Annotated in this window: 21 protein-coding genes; 12 read left to right on the top strand and 9 right to left on the bottom strand. The window is 48.4% G+C overall.

Annotation, left to right across the window (positions count from 1 at the left end; genetic code table 11):
* The first annotated feature begins 46 nt into the window (after positions 1-46).
* The 3 genes from LQV63_RS19305 to arcC are packed head-to-tail and all read left to right on the top strand — an operon-like array spanning position 47 to position 3,147.
* Positions 47-1,306, top strand: coding sequence for a YlbE family protein (locus LQV63_RS19305; RefSeq protein ID WP_233697957.1), 1,260 nt, complete (start codon positions 47-49; stop codon positions 1,304-1,306).
* A gap of 37 nt (positions 1,307-1,343) precedes the next feature.
* Positions 1,344-2,282, top strand: coding sequence for a DUF2877 domain-containing protein (locus LQV63_RS19300; protein WP_267934114.1), 939 nt, complete (start codon positions 1,344-1,346; stop codon positions 2,280-2,282).
* Positions 2,212-3,147, top strand: coding sequence for a carbamate kinase (gene arcC / locus LQV63_RS19295; RefSeq protein ID WP_233697956.1), 936 nt, complete (start codon positions 2,212-2,214; stop codon positions 3,145-3,147). The genes LQV63_RS19300 and arcC overlap by 71 nt, the downstream gene beginning before the upstream one ends.
* Before the next feature lie 68 nt (positions 3,148-3,215).
* Here arcC and LQV63_RS19290 read toward each other — a convergent pair whose 3' ends face one another.
* Positions 3,216-3,461 (bottom strand): NifU family protein, encoded by a 246-nt coding sequence (locus LQV63_RS19290; RefSeq protein WP_019423746.1) that lies wholly within the window; start codon positions 3,459-3,461, stop codon positions 3,216-3,218.
* A 91-nt stretch (positions 3,462-3,552) separates the two neighbouring features.
* Here LQV63_RS19290 and LQV63_RS19285 point away from each other — a divergent pair, with 91 nt between their 5' ends.
* Positions 3,553-3,807 (top strand): YuzB family protein, encoded by a 255-nt coding sequence (locus LQV63_RS19285; RefSeq protein ID WP_019423745.1) that lies wholly within the window; start codon positions 3,553-3,555, stop codon positions 3,805-3,807.
* Between the two features lie 21 nt (positions 3,808-3,828).
* Here LQV63_RS19285 and LQV63_RS19280 read toward each other — a convergent pair whose 3' ends face one another.
* Positions 3,829-4,902 (bottom strand): NAD(P)/FAD-dependent oxidoreductase, encoded by a 1,074-nt coding sequence (locus LQV63_RS19280; protein WP_233697955.1) that lies wholly within the window; start codon positions 4,900-4,902, stop codon positions 3,829-3,831.
* A gap of 185 nt (positions 4,903-5,087) precedes the next feature.
* Positions 5,088-6,194 (bottom strand): aminofutalosine synthase MqnE, encoded by a 1,107-nt coding sequence (gene mqnE / locus LQV63_RS19275; protein WP_233697954.1) that lies wholly within the window; start codon positions 6,192-6,194, stop codon positions 5,088-5,090.
* Positions 6,195-6,495: 301 nt separating this feature from the next.
* On the opposite strand from mqnE, the gene LQV63_RS19270 reads away from it, so the two are divergent.
* Positions 6,496-6,855, top strand: coding sequence for a HesB/IscA family protein (locus LQV63_RS19270; protein WP_019423742.1), 360 nt, complete (start codon positions 6,496-6,498; stop codon positions 6,853-6,855).
* Between the two features lie 766 nt (positions 6,856-7,621).
* On the opposite strand, the gene LQV63_RS19265 is transcribed toward LQV63_RS19270, so the two are convergent.
* The 4 genes from LQV63_RS19265 to LQV63_RS19250 all read right to left on the bottom strand — a co-directional run bounded on the left by LQV63_RS19265 (position 7,622) and on the right by LQV63_RS19250 (position 10,557).
* Positions 7,622-8,020 (bottom strand): DUF2871 domain-containing protein, encoded by a 399-nt coding sequence (locus LQV63_RS19265; protein WP_233697953.1) that lies wholly within the window; start codon positions 8,018-8,020, stop codon positions 7,622-7,624.
* 114 nt (positions 8,021-8,134) lie between these two features.
* Positions 8,135-9,523, bottom strand: a complete 1,389-nt coding sequence (locus LQV63_RS19260; RefSeq protein ID WP_233697952.1) for a sensor histidine kinase — start codon at positions 9,521-9,523, stop codon at positions 8,135-8,137.
* Positions 9,520-10,200: a response regulator transcription factor gene (locus tag LQV63_RS19255; RefSeq protein ID WP_233697951.1), complete on the bottom strand. Its 681-nt coding sequence runs from the start codon at positions 10,198-10,200 to the stop codon at positions 9,520-9,522. The genes LQV63_RS19260 and LQV63_RS19255 overlap by 4 nt, the downstream gene beginning before the upstream one ends.
* Positions 10,201-10,311: 111 nt before the next feature.
* A complete protein-coding gene (locus LQV63_RS19250) occupies positions 10,312-10,557 on the bottom strand; it encodes a hypothetical protein (protein WP_233697950.1) in 246 nt (81 codons plus the stop codon).
* A 168-nt stretch (positions 10,558-10,725) separates the two neighbouring features.
* On the opposite strand from LQV63_RS19250, the gene LQV63_RS19245 reads away from it, so the two are divergent.
* Both LQV63_RS19245 and sda read left to right on the top strand, forming a co-directional pair.
* The gene (locus tag LQV63_RS19245) at positions 10,726-11,388 is read left to right on the top strand and encodes a YheC/YheD family protein (protein ID WP_233697949.1); all 663 of its coding nucleotides are present in this window, start codon (positions 10,726-10,728) and stop codon (positions 11,386-11,388) included.
* 284 nt (positions 11,389-11,672) lie between these two features.
* A complete protein-coding gene (sda, locus tag LQV63_RS19240) occupies positions 11,673-11,822 on the top strand; it encodes a sporulation histidine kinase inhibitor Sda (RefSeq protein ID WP_019423736.1) in 150 nt (49 codons plus the stop codon).
* Positions 11,823-12,192: 370 nt separating this feature from the next.
* On the opposite strand, the gene LQV63_RS19235 is transcribed toward sda, so the two are convergent.
* Complete coding sequence (locus LQV63_RS19235; protein WP_407672944.1) at positions 12,193-13,233, bottom strand: NAD(P)/FAD-dependent oxidoreductase; 1,041 nt, start codon at positions 13,231-13,233, stop codon at positions 12,193-12,195.
* Positions 13,234-13,726: 493 nt separating this feature from the next.
* Between LQV63_RS19235 and LQV63_RS19230 the strand changes: the two genes are divergently transcribed.
* The 4 genes from LQV63_RS19230 to LQV63_RS19215 all read left to right on the top strand — a co-directional run bounded on the left by LQV63_RS19230 (position 13,727) and on the right by LQV63_RS19215 (position 16,711).
* Positions 13,727-14,923, top strand: coding sequence for an NAD(P)/FAD-dependent oxidoreductase (locus tag LQV63_RS19230; RefSeq protein ID WP_019423734.1), 1,197 nt, complete (start codon positions 13,727-13,729; stop codon positions 14,921-14,923).
* 3 nt (positions 14,924-14,926) lie between these two features.
* Entirely contained in the window at positions 14,927-15,172 is a 246-nt protein-coding gene (locus LQV63_RS19225) for a hypothetical protein (protein ID WP_019423733.1), read from the top strand.
* A 575-nt stretch (positions 15,173-15,747) separates the two neighbouring features.
* Entirely contained in the window at positions 15,748-16,389 is a 642-nt protein-coding gene (locus tag LQV63_RS19220) for an MFS transporter (RefSeq protein ID WP_233697948.1), read from the top strand.
* On the top strand, positions 16,298-16,711 hold the full coding sequence (locus tag LQV63_RS19215) for an MFS transporter (RefSeq protein WP_233697947.1): 414 nt from the start codon (positions 16,298-16,300) through the stop codon (positions 16,709-16,711). The genes LQV63_RS19220 and LQV63_RS19215 overlap by 92 nt, the downstream gene beginning before the upstream one ends.
* 48 nt (positions 16,712-16,759) lie before the next feature.
* Here the strand turns inward: LQV63_RS19215 and LQV63_RS19210 are convergent, their stop codons facing one another.
* Entirely contained in the window at positions 16,760-17,638 is an 879-nt protein-coding gene (locus LQV63_RS19210) for a LysR family transcriptional regulator (protein WP_019423730.1), read from the bottom strand.
* 163 nt (positions 17,639-17,801) lie between these two features.
* Between LQV63_RS19210 and LQV63_RS19205 the strand changes: the two genes are divergently transcribed.
* Positions 17,802-18,248 (top strand): PrpF domain-containing protein, encoded by a 447-nt coding sequence (locus LQV63_RS19205; RefSeq protein ID WP_233697946.1) that lies wholly within the window; start codon positions 17,802-17,804, stop codon positions 18,246-18,248.
* The last annotated feature ends 52 nt before the right edge of the window (positions 18,249-18,300 follow it).

Below are 18,300 nucleotides of genomic sequence, written 5' to 3'. Positions count from 1 at the left end.
GATGAACTATCGACGTCGCGGATGAACAGCCGGGAGGGAATCTCATATGAAATATCAGACAATTGATGAAGCCAATCAGGCGGTTATTGATAAAATTGCCGGCGGAACGCCGTTTCTCGTCGATGTGGTGCCGGCACGCACCGTCATTCCGGAGTTGGAAGGCAAGACGCTGCTGCATGCGGGTCCGCCGATAGCATACAAGGACATGACGGGTCCGATGCAAGGCTCATGCGTAGGCGCCGCTTTATTCGAGGGCTGGGCGAAGGATGAAACGGAGGCCCGCAGCATGCTTGAACGGGGCGACATCCATTTCATCCCGTGCCACCATGTCAAGGCAGTCGGCCCTATGGGAGGAATCACATCAGGAAATATGCCAGTATTCGTAGTCAATAACCGTTCCGAAGGCAATGAGGCTTACTGCATCATGAATGAAGGCATCGGCAAGGTGCTGCGCTTCGGCGCCTATTCGGAAGAGGTCGTCACCCGCTTGACATGGATGAAGGACGTGCTTGGTCCGGTGCTTTCCCGAGCGCTCAAGGCGACGAAGGAAGGACTTAACCTGAACGTCATGATCGCGAAGGCGATTACGATGGGAGATGAATTCCATCAACGCAACATTGCCGCTTCGCTCGTCTTTTTGAAAGAAATCAGCCCTTATATCGTCAATCTCGATATGGATAAGCAAGAGATGCGGAACGTTATCAAATTTTTGGCGGACACCGATCAGTTCTTCTTGAACATTATGATGGCAGCGACCAAGGCCGTGATGGATGGCGCCCGCACGATCGAAGCAGGCACGGTCGTCACCGCCATGTGCCGGAACGGAAGAGACTTCGGAATCCGCATCAGCGGCATGGGAGACGAATGGTTTACCGCACCCGTAAACACGCCGCAAGGGCTCTTCTTTACCGGATATTCGCAAGCAGACGCCAATCCGGACATCGGCGACAGCGCCATTACGGAAACATTCGGCGTCGGAGGGATGGCAATGATTGCCGCGCCGGGCGTTACGCGGTTTGTCGGCGCCGGGGGATTTCAAGATGCCTTGGCAACGAGCAACGAAATGGTCGAAATTTCAATCGACCAGAACCCGAACTTTACGGTCCCGACCTGGAACTTCCGTGGCATTTGCCTCGGTATCGATGCCCGGAAGGTAGTGGAAACAGGAATTATGCCTGTCATTAATACCGGTATCGCCCACAAGGAGCCGGGGGTGGGGCAGATTGGCGCCGGTACGGTCCGTCCGCCTGTCGAATGCTTTGAGAAAGCGCTTGAAGCTTATGCGTCCAAGCTCGGACTTCTGTAGCGCACCGCTGTATACGTCGTGTCTCATGGGGGAGGAGATGCACGCTCAACTTGCGGCACTCCTCTCCCGAAGGCCGAGCGGCTACGTCCACAGCATATTCGAGAACGGCATCAACTTGGCTATGGGAGACGCGCTAGTATTTGTCGGGACGGCGAAGAACGGCAGACTTCCCTTCGGCATTCATATGGGACAAGAGAGCGTGAGAAGGCTGCGCTTCTATGTCAGGCGCAACGACGTCATTGCCGGGACGCCAGACATCATTCAATTTCATCATCCAACATACCCGCTTACGCTTGATCTTTCTCAAGCCGTGCCGTTCCGCAATGAAATCCGTGCCGAGCGTTACCGGATGAATCGTGATTTATTTCACGTCTGTTCATTTATGGAAACATGTCTCTCTTGGGGTGTGCCGACCGGACTCGATGTGGAATGGGACCGCTTTCTCGCGCATGATTATATGCCAGATGACCCGCAGTACGTCACGGTACAGCATGCGGAACAACTGCTTGACGCCTTGCTTTCCGGGGAAGTCCGAGTCATTGAGTCGCATTTGCGCTATTTTCTCGGGCGCGGGAAAGGATTGACGCCATCGGGCGACGACTTTCTTGTCGGATTGTTGGCCGTTCATAGGTTAACCGAAGCTTTTCATCCAGCGTTTTTGACCATCTTGCGTCATATTGTGGAAAGAGAAGCCATCACGACGGATGTAAGCAAAGCTTATTTGCTCCATGCGCTGCATGGCCGATTCAGCGACACAGTAACCCAGGTGTTGAACGCGATGATTACGGAAGATACATCTCATTTTCAAGCCAAGCTTGCACAATTGCTGCACACCGGACACAGCTCCGGGATTGATACGGCATTCGGGATCGCCAATGCCATCATAGCCCTAAGGAGGTATGAATATGTCAGAACGAGTTGTGATTGCATTGGGGGGCAACGCCATTTTGCAGCCTCATCAAGAAGCAACCTATGAGAACCAGCTTGAAAATGTACGCAGCAGCAGCGAAGTTATTGCCGATATCGTGCAAAAGGGCTACGAAGTAGTAATTACGCACGGCAATGGTCCGCAGGTGGGGTTGATTTTGCAGCAAAATGAAGAAGCGAAAGAGGTTGTCCCTCCTTTTCCGTTAGACGTGTGCAACGCGGAGTCTCAAGGATTGATCGGCTATATGCTCGATCAATGCTTGAAGAATGAGCTGCGGAAGCGGGGATTGCCACAGCAGGTCGTCAGTGTGCTGACGCAAACGCAGGTGTCTCAGGAAGATGAAGCCTTCCGGCATCCGACCAAGCCGATTGGCACCTTCTACAGCGGAGAAGAAGCCAAGCAAATGATGCGGGAGAAAGGCTGGAACATGCGGGAAGATGCGGGCCGGGGGTGGAGGCGCGTCGTTCCTTCGCCGCAGCCGCAATCCATTTTGGAAGCGGAGACGATTATGAAGCTTGTGGAGAGCGGGGTGATTGTCATTGCTTCCGGCGGTGGCGGCATACCCGTTGTCCAAGAAGCGGATGGCACGATTAAAGGCGTCGAAGCGGTGATCGACAAGGACCGCAGCGGCCGCAAATTGGCTCAGGAAGCGAACGCCGATATTTTTATGATGGTGACCGATGTGAAGAATGTGTTTATTCATTACGGAAAACCGGAACAGCAGGCGCTAGGACATGTCGGTACGTGTGAAGCGAGACGGTATGTCGGGGAGGGGCATTTCTCCACCGGCAGTATGGGACCGAAGATGGAGGCGGCCATTTCGTTTGCGGAGCAGGGCAAACACGCCATTATATGTTCACTTGAAGATGCCGCTCTGGCTCTGACAGGAACAGCCGGGACGCATATCTCCTAATCTCATCGGTATAAACAAAGAGGCTGTAACAAGCGGCAACCTGCCGCTTGCATACAGCCTCTTCTCAATTAAAATACTTGAACAACTTCCTTAACGCCTTCCACTTCTTCCACCAAAGCGCGTTCGATACCCGCTTTTAATGTAATGGTGGAGCTAGGGCAGCTGCCGCAAGCGCCCATCAAGCGCAGTTTTACGATACCGTCCTCAACGTCGACCAATTCAACGTCGCCGCCGTCACGTTGCAGAAACGGGCGCAGTTTATCTAACACTTCCAGCACTTCGTCGTACATGCCGACTTGTGTATTTTCGCTCATCTTTGCCAACTCCTTTCATCCATGCTGCTTTTATTATATTATAAAGCTAACTGAATTCAAAGGCGCAAGATGAAAGAAGGGGATAAAGTCAATGCGACCGATCATAGAATTCTGCGTCAACAATATGCATCATGGAACAGATAGCGTTATGAAGCGCTTCGAACAGAATCCAGAATATGACGTTCTGGAGTATGGGTGTCTCGGCCATTGTGGAGAATGTTATATGTTTCCTTTCGCTTATGTCAACGGAGAGATCGTAGCAGCGGAAACCGCTGAGGAGCTATATAATAAGATTATGGCAAAAATTGAAGAACTACAAGCATGGGAGCAGTTGGACGTCGATTGACGTCGCTGCTCCCTTGTTTGTTTATCCTTTATGATGCTTGGACATCCATAATACTCCGCTTTTGATGACACGAGGCACATAACCAACGACGGCACGTTTGCCAACAACGCCGAATCCGGATTTCTTGCCGAGTGCGCCGAGGACACCCTTCAGCTTAATTTTACCAAGGTTCGGCGTTTCTCCCTGCCACATCGCCCGCATGACGTGAGCAATCTGCTCGCCTTGGGCTCCCGCCGCTTGCGCGCTCGGAGAGAAAGGCAAGCTTGCACAGTCTCCGACGACATACACGTTCGGATAATCCGGAATTTGATGGTACGGATTAATGATAACTCGCCCTTGTGGATCCTTCGGTACAATGAGCTTCTGTACCGCTTCCACTGGTTGAATGCCTGCGGTCCATACGGTCACGTGAGAATGAATTTCTTCTTCCCCATCATCGGTGCGATTGTAGATAACGCCGTCTTCCAAACGGCTGACGTTAACATGGGAACGCAGCTCGACCCCGCGTTCATTGAACCAGCCGGACACGAAGCGCGAGAGCTTCTCCGGGAAGGAGGACAGCACGCGCCCACCGCGGTCCAAAATGCGAATGTTCAAGTCAGCTCGGCTCTCGCGCAGTTCCGCAGCGAGTTCAACCCCACTTAGACCGCCGCCGACAATGTTGACTTGTCCGTAAGGCTTAATGTCATTCAACAGCTGATAGGTGCGTCTTGTGCTCGCAAGCGATTGAATGCTGTTGCCGAACTGCTCGGCACCCTCAATATTATGGTATTTGTCAGTACAGCCGAGTCCTATGACCAGATGATCATAGCTGAGCGGCTCGTCGTTGCTAAAATGGAGAAGCTGCGCGTCCAAGTCAATCGCTTGCACGTTGCCATAATGGATGTGTACACGCGGATCGCTCGGGAACTGAACGCGAATCTCCATGTCCGACACCGCCCCGGCAGCCAGTGCATAATATTCTGTCTTTAAACCTTGATAGGGCATACGGTCAACCAATACAAGCTGTACATCAGAAGGCAGCTCGCCCTCAAGCAAACGCCCGATGATGGCCAAACCTCCGTAGCCGCCTCCTAAAATGACGTATCGTTTCATCCTTTCGACTTCCCCCCATGATGCCGAATATGTTAGAAAGATGTGTGCCGCCGCTAGCGGCGAGTACGTCGTATGGCCCCACTGTCTGTCTAGGTTGCCGATTCTTACGTTGTCTATCCAATAATGACATCAGGTTCCTCTATCTCTATATCCTAATTCTGAACACTAAAAATCAAAATTAGTAATTACTCGTACACTTTCACTTCGTTATAGAACGTATCACGCTCTACCGGAATGCGACCTGCCCCTTTGATCAGCCAAATCAGCTCATCGCGTGTCAAGCCTTCTGGAGTGAGCGCGCCTGCCGCATGGCTGATTCGCTCCTTCACGATAGTGCCATGCACGTCCGAAGCGCCGAAAGTGAGCGCCACTTGGGTAAGCTGTGTCCCGATATTAATGAAATACGCTTTAATGTGCTGAATGTTATCCAACATGAGACGGCTAATCGCGATCGTCTTCAAGTCCTCGTACGCCGAGTTGCGGCGTTTAATGCTCGCCTTCGGGCTCTTCGGCTGCATGGAGAGCGGAATAAATACGAGAAATCCGTTCGTCTCGTCCTGCAGTTCGCGAATTTTGATCATATGGCTTACACGATCTTCATGCGATTCGATTGCGCCGTACAGCATCGTCGTGTGTGTCTTCATGCCGAGCTGGTGCGCGGTGCGGTGCACCTCCAGATAACGGTCTACGCCGGCCTTCTCAACACGCATCTTCTTGCGGTACTCGTCCGACAAAATTTCAGCGCCGCCGCCCGTCAAGGATTGAAGTCCCGCATCCATCAATTGGCGCAGCACTTCCTCAATGCTCAAGCCGCTGATGCGGGTATAGAAATCAATTTCTGCGGCAGTATACGCCTTGAGCGTCACATTCGGATAAGTCTGATTCAGGATACGCAAGGAGTCCACATAGTATTGGAACGGAACGTGCGTGTTGTGTCCGCCTACAATGTGGAATTCACGCACGTCAGGATGAATGTGCTGATCAACGAAGTCAATCATTTCCTGTCCGGACAGCGTGTACGAACCGTCTTCGCCTTGATCACGGCGGAAGTTGCAGAATGCGCAGTGCGCTTCGCAGACATTCGTAAAGTAGAGCGACATATTTTCAATAAAATACACTTTTTTGCCGTTCTTGCGCAGATTCGCAAGGTTGGCCAATTGACCTAAGGTTAACAAATCGTCTGTCTCGTATAAATATACGCCGTCTTCCAGCGTCAAACGTTCACCGCGTTCAACTTTATCCGCGATTGCAGCCATGCGGGCATCCGCATGTCGTATCATGACTGTGGTCATACACAGGCCTCCTTTGTTATTCATGCCTTGCATTGCTAGTGGCAACATTGCGAATGACACTATGAAGCATGTCCGGTATTTGTTTTCGGTCTCCAAACAAAATAAAAACTCCGCGGCGGAGACGTTCCGTCGGAGGATTGCAGTGAGACGTATCACATTAGCTAGTCATTTCCATTATACTCTTGCCTATCAGATGGGGCAATACATGTGAGGATCTAGAAGGGTGGATTTTCCATCAACTTCGTTCTCTTGTATCTGCCAAGCTGGATGGTTATACTTAGAAATACGAGGAGGGATTAGAATGATTACAATCAGCGATATTGCGGTTGAAAAAATACAAGAAATGATGGCTCAAGAAGAAAATGCGGGTTTGTTCCTGCGTCTAGGCGTGCGCCCAGGCGGTTGCAGCGGATTCTCATACGGAATGGGCTTTGATGATGAAGAGAACGAAGCGGACGTTCATATGGAAGTGAGCGGCATGAAAATCGTCATTGATAAAGAAAGCATGCCGTATTTGAATGGCCTCGTCATTGACTTTAAAGAATCCGGGATGTCGGGCGGATTTACTATCGACAATCCGAACGCCATCGCCACATGCGGGTGCGGCTCGAGCTTCCGTACGGCGAAGGATGAGGGCAAGGCGGAGAAATGCGACGATTAAGCTAGCACTGTTAATGACAGACCTCTCTAATGGTTAATGTTGAATTAATCATTAGAGAGGTCTTTATTTTGAATAGCATATGGTTGTGCTATAAACGATACGCTGTCACGTTCTTCTCTCCACTCTCCCTCTCGTTCAGAAGGGGCATCCCTCCGTATGGTGAGCTTAACTTTGGTATACATGTCTCTAGTAACATTGCTTCTCAGACAATGCAGCAACATCACCTTTATATCACAACGCCTACAGTTGGAGACGCTCCTCCCAATATTACATCAACCGTTCGACTACACCATAGAGCGTCTGGGCGATGCTGGAATCGTTGTTGCTGAGCGGAGGGGAGAGTGATCGGAAACGCCGAACGGAAAGAGTACCGCCTCTCCAATATCTTGAGATAAGTAACGAAGCTGTATCAAACTCTGAACAAGAAATTCAATAGTTCAACTTATATAGTATGAATTATTTTTCTAAGTAAGCCCCATTGGAAAATATGCAGTCAAATGTACGGATTGGACGGTCGAACGGCACGTGGACTGTATTTTGTACAGTGGAATTAGCTGTTTTTAGCGAACGCAGCGAAATGAGTGTGAATGGATTAGATAAATTCCAATGAAGTCTGCCTGCACAGAGATTTACATGCTATTTCATTGGATAAATCCAATGGAGGATGAGACAAGCTAAGAGAGGGGATGCCCCCTCTCCTGAAATAATCCACAGTTCGAATTACTTACTTACGAAGCTTCCTATTCGACAGTGGGCAGTTATGTCGCTATTCTTTTATTTTTTTGCCGAGCAGCACCATAAACCAAATGATAGAAGCGCCAAGTATGGCATGTCCCAAGCCCGCGATGTGATTTAATCCGTTCATATCCGTTCCGTTTACTTGTAAGACGCCGCGGACTGTCATAGCGATTAAGGTAACAATGAGACCGCCGTTATATACGAAATACCATGGACCGAACGAGCGTGTTTCGTGGACGCGGAAGGTTTTGGCGAGCAGCGTAAGAATGAGAAAGAACATAAATCCTAACACCAAAATGTGCGTATGCAGCGGTTTGAGTGTCGTGTAGGCCGTGTATTCGTTTATTTTAGTAAACTCGCGAAAAAAGATACCCGCCACTAAGCCGAGAATAGCGTAGGCAAAAGAAGTTACATATAGTTTTCTCAACGTGATGATCTCCTTTTCAATTAATGCGATTATGTACCGCTTGTAGCGAGTATAATCGAGAACTGTGAACTGAAGATGAATGGACTGTTACAATGTCTCTAACAGCCGTGTCTTTCATATCTCCCTTACCGGAAGCCTGACCGAAAATGCCGCTCCCGCGCCGGTATTGTTTGTCGCGCGAATGGTTCCTTCGTGCAATTCAACGATTCGTTTCACGATTGATAACCCAAGTCCGGTTCCGTGGGCATTTCCCTTTCGTTTGTCATACTTGTAAAAACGATCAAATAAATAGGGGAGCGCCTCTTCGGGGATTCCTTCACCCGTATCCGAAAATATCACCTCTACTTCATGCAGCAGTTTCCTACATTTTATATGGAGCTGGCCTCCGGGTTCAGTGAATTTGATCCCATTGCTCAACAAATTGCTCCACACTTGATGAAGCAGACCTGGATCACCATGAATGACGACCTCTTCAAGCTCCAGATTCAGCTGTAAATTCTTCTCGCCCCATTGAGGCTCCTGCACGATAATGATTTGTCTCAACTGCTCGTCCAACCGAAAGGGGGCGTGCTTCAGCGCTTCTTTCCCTCTCTCCAGCGCCGCGAGGGTCAAGAGCTGTCGCCCTAGACCAGACAGCCGAGAGCTCTCATCATCGATAATCTGCAAATACTTCCGTTCTTGCTCCGGCGGGAGCGGGTGATCCAACAGTTGTCGGGCCAAGCCACGAATGGAGGTTAACGGAGATTGGATCTCATGAGAGACGTTCGCCACGAATTGCTTCTGCATGGCGTCCACCTGTCCCAGTACGGCAGCCATGCGGGTAAATCTGCGCGCTAGCACACCGATTTCATCTTTGCGTGTAATGTCGAGTTGAACGTCGTAGTTTCCATTTTCCAGCTTCATCGTCGCGTCAGTAAGCCGATGAAGAGGTCGTACGAGATAGCGGGTCTTGATGGCAATGAGAACAAGGCTAATGACAAAGGTGCCGATGAGCAGTACAGCGACTAATATACGCACTTCTTCGGTCTGCTGCACCATATCCGGCCGCACGAACAAGGCATGTCTTTCTCCGGCGAGCTCGGCTGGAGTTCCGTAGCTTAGCTCGAGACGGTTCTCAAACACAGTTGGAACAAACCAGTTTTGCTTGTGGGTGCGCATGCCTTGATAGGTTCCGCCCTTTAACACGGTGTCGATAATTTCGGGTGTCAACGATACGTCATCGAACGCCCTTCCATATGTCTTGATGTGACCGGCCTCGTCAATGACATAGAGCTGATAGCCGAGCTTGGACAATGAATCGAGCAGTTCATCGACAGAAGAAGGGCTGTTGGTCATCTGTTCGCCGAGCTTAGATAGCGCAGCCCCGACCTTTTCCATTTTAAGTTCGTAATTTTCGGTTAGAGTGTGGCTGTATGCAAAATTAGCTGCGAAAAATGCGGAGGCAAAGCTAACAAGCACGATCACGACGGAAAACAGGACAATGCGCGTATATAACGTGTTCATGCATCACGTACCTCCAATTTGTATCCTAATCCCCGAATGGTGACGATATGAAAGTCACTGCTGCTATCGTGGAAGCGTTCACGCAGCCGCTTGATATGTACGTCAATCGTGCGGACGTCGCCCTCGTAGTTGCTGCCCCAGATCCAATCGAGCAATTGATCGCGTGTAAAGATGCGGCCAGGATAGGCGGCCATTTGGGCGAGCAGCTCGAATTCTTTGCGCGGCAGCACGTGTTCCTGCCCGTCCACCATCACGGTATAGCTTTGTCGGTCAATAATGGTATGCGGAAAGCGGATCATAGAATCGGATACAATCTGATATCTTCGCAACAAAGCTTTCATGCGGAAGAGCAGCTCTTTCGGTTCAAATGGCTTGACCACATAATCATCGGTTCCTGCGGCAAAGCCTGTTTCTTTATCCTCCAGCTCGCCCAAGGCGGTCAGTAGAATGACGGGAATATCGTATGACGCCCTAATTTCGGAGCAAAGCGCCCAGCCGTCTTTAACCGGCATCATCACATCGACGATCGCAAGATGCGCGGTCTCGTGCTCCAATATCTTTGCTGCCGTCTGTCCGTCGGCCGCTTCGAACACGTGATACTGTTCCGATTCGAGAACGAGGCGCAGCAATGCGCGAATATTCGGATCGTCGTCTGCCACTAGAACGTTGATTTTCATAGGTTACAACCTCCTGAGGAATACAATCTTATGATATCCGCCTGCGGCAGCGGTTATAACGAACGAAATCCTTGACACCCGCAAGCGGATACCAAGGATTTCGGAACGTAGCTACATAAACGTCTTATTGATCATGATGGAGACAAGATAGAAGCAGAATAGGGAGAAGAGCCAGCATCCTATCCCAAGAACTCGCTTATGCTTCTTCCAAAATTGAAATCCGATCGCCAATATTCCAACATTCACGAGTACTAACACAACGGACATGGATACAATGGCTACCCAATATAACACTTCAAATACAGCTGCGGTAGTCATGACGGTCGCTCCCATCTTCATAAATGCGTAACTCATCATTTTTCATTCATCTTATACGATACCATCCGAAACTTGGAAAAGACAAGCATCATTACTTCTCACTCTACTCTAGTCTATTAAAATAAGGCAGAAGCCGTGGACAATCATACAAGAATAGTGAAAGGCCTCTGAGTATGTATAAGTATAATGATGAAAGGAGATGCACGCATGGAAAGCAGACAACTGGCGAGCAAGTGGCTCAAGACCGAGGCGCTATTATCGGACGCTCGCGCTGCCGCTCATATTCCGGCGACACGCATTTATAATTCATCCAACTTGCACCAAATGCTGAATCAGTACGGGTTTGTTGTCATCAAGCCGGTCGTGGGCGGCGGCGGGGCGGGGGTTATTAAAGTGACGAAGGAAGGAGCGACCTACCGGCATACGTATATGTCGCGTACCCGCTCTTTTAACGACTTCGACGCCTTGATGCGTTCGTTAGCTTCTGTGAAGAGAAAGCGAGCGTATTTGATCCAGCGCGGTATTCAGTTGGCAGCAGTCGGCGGGCGCCCAATCGATTATCGCGTCAAAGTCGTCAAGAAGAACGGAAAATGGGTATTTCGCTCCATGGTAGGAAGAGTGGCGCGGAAAGGATTGTTTGTGACGAACTTATGCAAAGGCGGCTCGATGCTTACTGCGGCTCAGGGCATCGGACGTTCGCTATCCAGTGGTCGAGTTCGATCGAAAAAAAGCGAAATGCGGCAGTTGACCCGAATGTGCACAAGTATTTTGGAAGGGAAATATCCGGGGATCGGTCAGCTCGGGTTTGATTACGGTATCGACCGCTCAGGCCGAATTTGGATATTTGAAGTAAATACGCGTCCACAATAACGATGCTGTCATGTAAATCTATTTTGCTATTACTATATGATAGATTCCATTTGTTGTGCTAGGCAATTTGATTAAAGATTTTTATTATAGACACACCAAAAAAGGGTGTGAATAATACTATCCACATCATCCCCATTGGGCCAGAACGATTTTCGACGGTTATCAACAATTTAACCACAATTTTTCCACAACCACCTGTGGATAATGGAAACGCTTGTTCTATTTTTCGCACCCGTGCTATGATGAGAACGGACAGGAAACATTTAGGAAAGGTTGTGATTGAGATGGCTTTGCTTTCCGATGAGCTGCTTATGGATTCCTATGAGCAAGCAATCCAGCTTCAATTGGATCATGAATTCATCTCTTTGCTGCTTAAGGAAATTCGAAGACGCCGCCTTCATCCGACCCTCTTCCAGAAGCCGGTACGCAGATAGAATGACCGGAGCTTTGCCGTGACTTTACTCCCACGCCATTCCATTGATATGCATCATGGTATGGCAATGCTCACAGTACACTATATGCAAGCATAACTTGTTCGTAGAACCGTCTGCCTGCATTGTGAAGTGAGCTTCGGATAGGTCATCCGGTTGATAGGGGGCGTAAGGTCCCAAATAATCCTCTAGTTTGCCGCTGTCGATAGCTGGGTTCAAACAGTTCGGACATTGAAACACAGGACTGATTATGCCGTTGCATAGTGGACAAACATGAAACAAGGGTATCCGCCTCCATTAGATAAAGATGTAGGAGTAGGATACCCTTTCTTTCGTTCTATCATGATATTAAAATTATTGTCGGCAGACTTCGTTACATCTTCATGTTGCTGCTGTGTCCCGGAGAAAGCTTCGCTGTCGGATCAATGTACACTTTGGCGTTATTGATTGCCGTTGGAGCTTCGCCGAAACCTACGGCGATAAGCTTCAGCTTGCCAGGATATGTTGTCACGTCACCCGCTGCGAAGATTCCTGGAATATTTGTTTCCATACGGGAATCGACCACAATGGATCCGCCCTCAATCGAGAGACCCCATTCAGAGATTGGGCCGAGGGACGATACGAAACCAAAGTTAACGATGACGGCATCGACATCGATGTCGAGCGTTTCTTTCGTCTTCATATCCGCAATCGTAACGCGTTCGATGCGGCCGGCTTCACCGTGAAGGTGCGTAATCTCTTTCGGCGTCAATATTTGAACCTTGGAGTTCATCAACTGTTCTACGCTATGCTCGTGCGCACGGAATTTGTCACGACGATGAATGAGCGTTACTTGCTCCGCAATCGGTTCAAGCATAAGCGCCCAGTCTACGGCAGAGTCGCCGCCGCCGCTGATGAGTACGCGTTGGCCTTTGTACTGCTGCAGGTCACTGACAAAATATTGCAGATTTGACTTTTCGTACTGCCCTGCATCAGGCAATTCCAAGCGGCGAGGCTCAAAAGCGCCCACTCCAGCTGTAATAATGACCGCCTTCGCTTGGTGGACTCCTTTATCTGTTGTTACTTCGAACAGTCGCTCGTCACGTTTCTCTACCCGCAGCACCTTCTCTTCCAGGCGTACGTCCGGATGGAAATGGTCCATCTGTTGTTTCAATTGATTTACGAGCTCTTGTGCGGTTACTTTAGGGAAGCCAGCAACGTCGTAAATGTATTTCTCTGGGTAAAGCGCAGCCAGTTGTCCGCCAAGCTGCGGCATGCTTTCGATAAGGCGAACGGAAGCTTGGCGCATGCCGCCATAAAATGCGGCAAACATTCCGGCAGGACCGCCCCCGATAATTAAAATATCTACTACATCTTGTTGCGATGTAAGTTGCGAATTCAAAGCAGAGCACCTCCAATGGCGATGTCTGACCATGTGATTATGGTCATTGTGTAATTAGGCACATCTATCATTATAAACCTAGTGGAGCAAGAAGGAAACTATACTTTTCGAAAAATTCCCAGAATGTGCAAGCTAGAAAAAAATTTAATTAAACCGCTTACATTATGGGGAACAGCTAAAAAGGTGCTTGTAATTTAGCTGGAAACTCGATATCATTGCATGTGAATTGTATACAAATTGTCGAGAATTTGTCGATGTTGGACAAATTGATGACCATACACGCTTTATCTTAGAGTATACGGGTTGTTTTAAGGTAAATAGTTCATAATAACGTTGTGTTTGGTTGATGATTTGTATAACATCACATAGAGAGAGATATAGGCAAGCTATGTTTTTTTTTGTGGAGTTTTTCACAACTGCGCAATGATTGATGAGGATAAACGGAGTATGAGGAACTAAAGTTGCTTAACCGAGAGGATAAGGAACCGACACAAAATGATTTACCTGATTGGAAGGAGCATATACGATGAGCAACATACCTAAAATCGTAATTCTGGGCGCGGGTTACGGTGGCATCATGGCAGCGCAACGCTTGCAAAAGGAATTGAACTATAATGAAGCGGACGTAACGTTAGTCAACAAGCATGACTATCATTACTTTACGACTCATTTGCATATGCCGGCTGCCGGAACGGACTCTTACGACAACGCTCGAGTGTCCATCTCGAAGCTAATCGATGAGTTCAAAATTGATTTCGTCAAGTCGACGGTCAAAGAAATCCGCATTCAAGATAAGAAGGTTATTCTTGAAGACGGGACGCTGTCGTATGACTACTTGGTTATCGGTCTTGGCGGAGAGCCGGAGACGTTCGGTATTCCAGGACTTGGCGAGTATGCGTTCAGCATTCGTAGCATCAACTCTGTTCGCGTTATCCGTGAGCATATCGAGCATCAATTCGCCCTTTACAAGCAGGACGAGTCACGCAAGGACCGTCTGAACTTCATCGTTGGCGGCGCGGGCTTTACCGGAATTGAATTCGTAGGCGAATTATCCGACCGTGTTCCGCAGCTATGCAAGCAGTTCGATGTGGATCCGCAACTGGTTAATATCTACAATGTCGAAGCGGCGCCGTCTGCCCTTCCGGGATTTGATCCGGAATTGGTAGAATACGGGATGGATGTGCTGAAGAAGAAGGGCGTAACCTTCAAGCTCGCCACTGCGATTAAAGAATGTACTCCTGAAGGTGTAATGCTTGCTACTGGCGAAGAAATCAAAGCGGCTACGGTCGTATGGACCGGGGGTATCCGCGGCAACCGTCTGATTGAACAAGCCGGCTTTGAAGCGATGCGCGGCCGCGTGAAGGTTGATGAACATTTGCGCGCTCCGGGACATGACAATATCTTTATTATCGGCGATAACTCGCTGATGATTAATTCGGAGAACGATCGCCCGTTCCCGCCAACGGCGCAAATGGCGATGCAGCAAGGTCCGGTGTGCGCAAGCAACATCGTGGCTTCAATTCGCAACCAACCGCTAAAGAAATTCGAATACCACAACAAAGGTACGGTAGCTTCCTTGGGTAAAGGCGAAGCAATCGGCGTAGTTGGCAAGAAAAAGCTGAAAGGTTTCTGGGCTGCTCAGCTTAAGAAAATCATCGACATCCGCTGGCTGTTCATCGTCGGAGGCATCTCGCTTGCGCTTCGCAAAGGGAAATTCTTCTAAGCCATGCGTCACTGCAGCGTGCAAGTGCGCGGGCTCTTAACCCGCGATGAATTGGAGCGTTACAATGCTTTAATGGAAGTCGGGGGCTATTTAGAGCAACAGGACCGATATGATTTGGCTTATACGGTGCAAAAAGAAGTCGATCTGCTCATTCAACCGGCGATCGAACGGCTGAAGGAAAAAGGCCGCATGCGTGATCGTATGACGGCACAATATTTGGCTTCTTTAGATGATGAAGACAAGGAATGATTAGGGATGGTCAAGCCGTCGCCGCAGCTTATTGCGGTGGCGGTTTTTTCATATTGTAGAGTCGGTCTTCCGTATAATGGCCCTTAGTTCCATTCTCCCATGCAGTCAGAAGGGAGAATGTTTGAAGATAAGGCGCATGGCATGGCGTTAGTATTACATGCCGTGAAGCGGCCCGTTATACTGGGAGTAAAACAGAGTCGTCCTTGGGCGTGCCGCCTCCTGATGAAAGGGAAGAATGGAGCAAAGGGGCGGATAATATGAATCACCGTCAGTCTGAACGCGTCACTGCTGCACGAACGTAACATTTCGTTCACGGTGAAGAGACAATGCCTTGCTTCAAAAGAAAATGCGGTGTGTTTGCGTCAGGTTAAGGAAATAGAGACAAGCATCCCGAAGCAGAACGGATTCGATTGAATTTGAAATAATAAATAATTATCAATAATGATATAAAAGATTGATTTTTTCTATATCATAAATCGTGCTATAGTGTAACCAATCAGCTGATGCCGCGAGCTCAAACCGTATAATGTGTGCTTGGAAATTAGGTAGGAAATACAATTCGGAGGTGGAAGCTTTTGCGTATCACGCCAATTGAAAGCGGTACCAATGTATCCGGCCGATTGGATCGTCTGCCGATTGGTTCGATTCATCGAAAGACGTTAATGGCGCTTGCGTTTATTTATTTTTTTGAGTATGCAGATTTGAATACATTCTCTTTCGTAGCTCCCGTATTGAAAAAAGAATGGGGGATGTCGGTCACCGAGATTGGTTGGGTTACGTCGAGCTCCTTTCTGGGGATGTTCATTGGTTCGGTATTTGGCGGGTGGTTCGCGGATAGATTCGGAAGGAAGCGGGCCATCATCATAATGACGTTATTCTTTTCGATATTTTCTATGATTACGGCTCTGGCATGGAATCCTGTTATACTCGGAATACTCCGTTTTTTCACCGGTGTGGGAGTGTCGGCGGCACTGATCAATTCGAGCACCTATATCAGTGAGTTTTTTCCTTCCGCTTCCCGCGGCAAATTCCAGGGCATCGCACTTGTCGTTGGTTTATTGGGCATTCCAGTGACCGGATGGATTTCGACTTGCTTCATTTCCTTAGGCCCCCACGGATGGAGATATGTTTTTTATAGCTATTTCCGTGTTTTTGTATGGCACGACCCTAAATCCAGTGTTCCTGATTGTGTTCGGGTTCTTGGTAAATATGATTGAGAGAACGTATTCCTCCAATTTATACACGTATACATCGGAATTGTATCCTACACATATCCGTGCATCGGGTTATGGACTTACTTACGGATTGGGGAGATTCTCTAATGTGTTTGGCCCGGTGCTCATCAGCTTTATGATCCTCGGGTTTGGAAGCTCTAGTGTATTCACCTTAATATCCCTTTGTTGGATTGGTTCGGCTATGGCATTGAGCTTTGGTCCCAAAACGAACAAGCGCAGCTTGGACGAATTAGAAAGCGACGCAGATAGCGGCGAGCCGCTCAAGCAAGCCCGGCCGATATCCGCAATTGTTAACAACGATTGAGCTAAAGACCAAGAAGAAGATATAAGAAGAGCTTGTGCGCTTGTCACCTTATCTTCTTCTTGGTGCTTCCGAGTCAAGATTTTTGATGAAATCAACAAATTCCTTCATTAGAGATAGATAAAGCGATTCCTTCTTGTAGATCATCCATGATTTCCGTTTTAATGGAACACCATGCTTGGATGTCAAATTAATTTTGTATAAATCCTCTTGACCGCCGAGCACGATAGTCGGCAAGATGGCATATCCGAGTCCGTTCAACACCATTTCTTTTCCTGTCTCCATTTTGTCGACTTCCATGGCTATGCTCGGAGGTTGCGAATACCGTTCCTTCCACCACAGGTCTATCATATTTTGCAGCGAAGGCTCCGTTTTATAATTGATTCTTGGCAGGTTGGGCAGATCGTGAAGATGAATTTCGTGTTTTGAAACGATGCATATGTTCTCCTCCATCATTAAGTGCTTATCATCCGGCCAATCGTAATCTCCCCGAATCATTCCGATATGCACATGTTGACTATACACGGAGTGAACGAGATCCGAGCTCCAATCCGTCATGACCCTCACTTCCACATCTGGATACTGTTCTAGAAATCGTTTAAGAATGGCAGGAAGTATATAAGTGGCAATATTGCTGGCGACCCCTAACCGAAGGATTCCCGTTACCTTATTATCCATATTCCATAGGTGTTCTTTGGTTTGCCGCAATTGCAGCCGCATTTCTTTCGCATATTTGACAAGATATTCGCCCTGAGCCGTAAATTGAATTCCTCTTCTTCCCCGATTTACAATTTTAATCCCGAATTCTTTTTCTAGCTGCTGAACCCGATAAGTTAATGCAGGTTGAGAAATGTAGAGCTGCGCAGCCGCCTTGGTGATGTTTTGTTCGTTGTGCAGCGTCTCCAATATGAGCCAATCTTTATCCTCCATCTTACAGCACCTCCATTTAGATATTGAAAAAAATTATTGAAATTAATAAAACATCAATATTTTATTTATTCCAAATACAGTAATACACTTAAAATGAAAAGTCAATTATTCACTGCTCGGCGGATTCCGAGAGAATTCGAATAGAGGCAAGGAGTGATTTTCAATGTATAGCTTCGGACAATTGGTGAAAATACCAGCTGTGATTATGCGAGGGGGGACAAGCAAAGGGCTCATATTACGCAGATGTGATCTCCCGCAAGATTCCGCGTTACGGGATCAAATCATTTTGCGCATGTTTGGAAGCCCGGACAGCAGCCAGATCGATGGGTTGGGCGGGGGGACCAGCCTCACAAGCAAGCTTGCGCTGATTGGGCCTCCTTCAACACCGAAGGCCCACATCGATTATACCTTTGGTCAAGTCAGCCTCGAAAAAAATGTGATCGATTATAAAGTAACTTGCGGAAATTTGCTCGCGGCGGTCGGACTCTATGCTGCAGAAGAAGGCTATGCAACGTTGACCGAACCGATAACAGAAGTCCGTATCTATAATACGAACATCGATAAAATTATCGTGGCTGAAATTCCGGTAGAACAGGGAGCAATTAAATGAGCATTTTGCAGTAATCTAAGCCCTTGCTACACAAGGACTTTCAGCAATAAAA

This window comes from Paenibacillus profundus (assembly GCF_021369635.1).
Classification (GTDB): Bacteria; Bacillota; Bacilli; order Paenibacillales; family Paenibacillaceae; genus Paenibacillus_B; species Paenibacillus_B profundus.
This window is presented reverse-complemented; position numbering and strand designations above follow the sequence as displayed.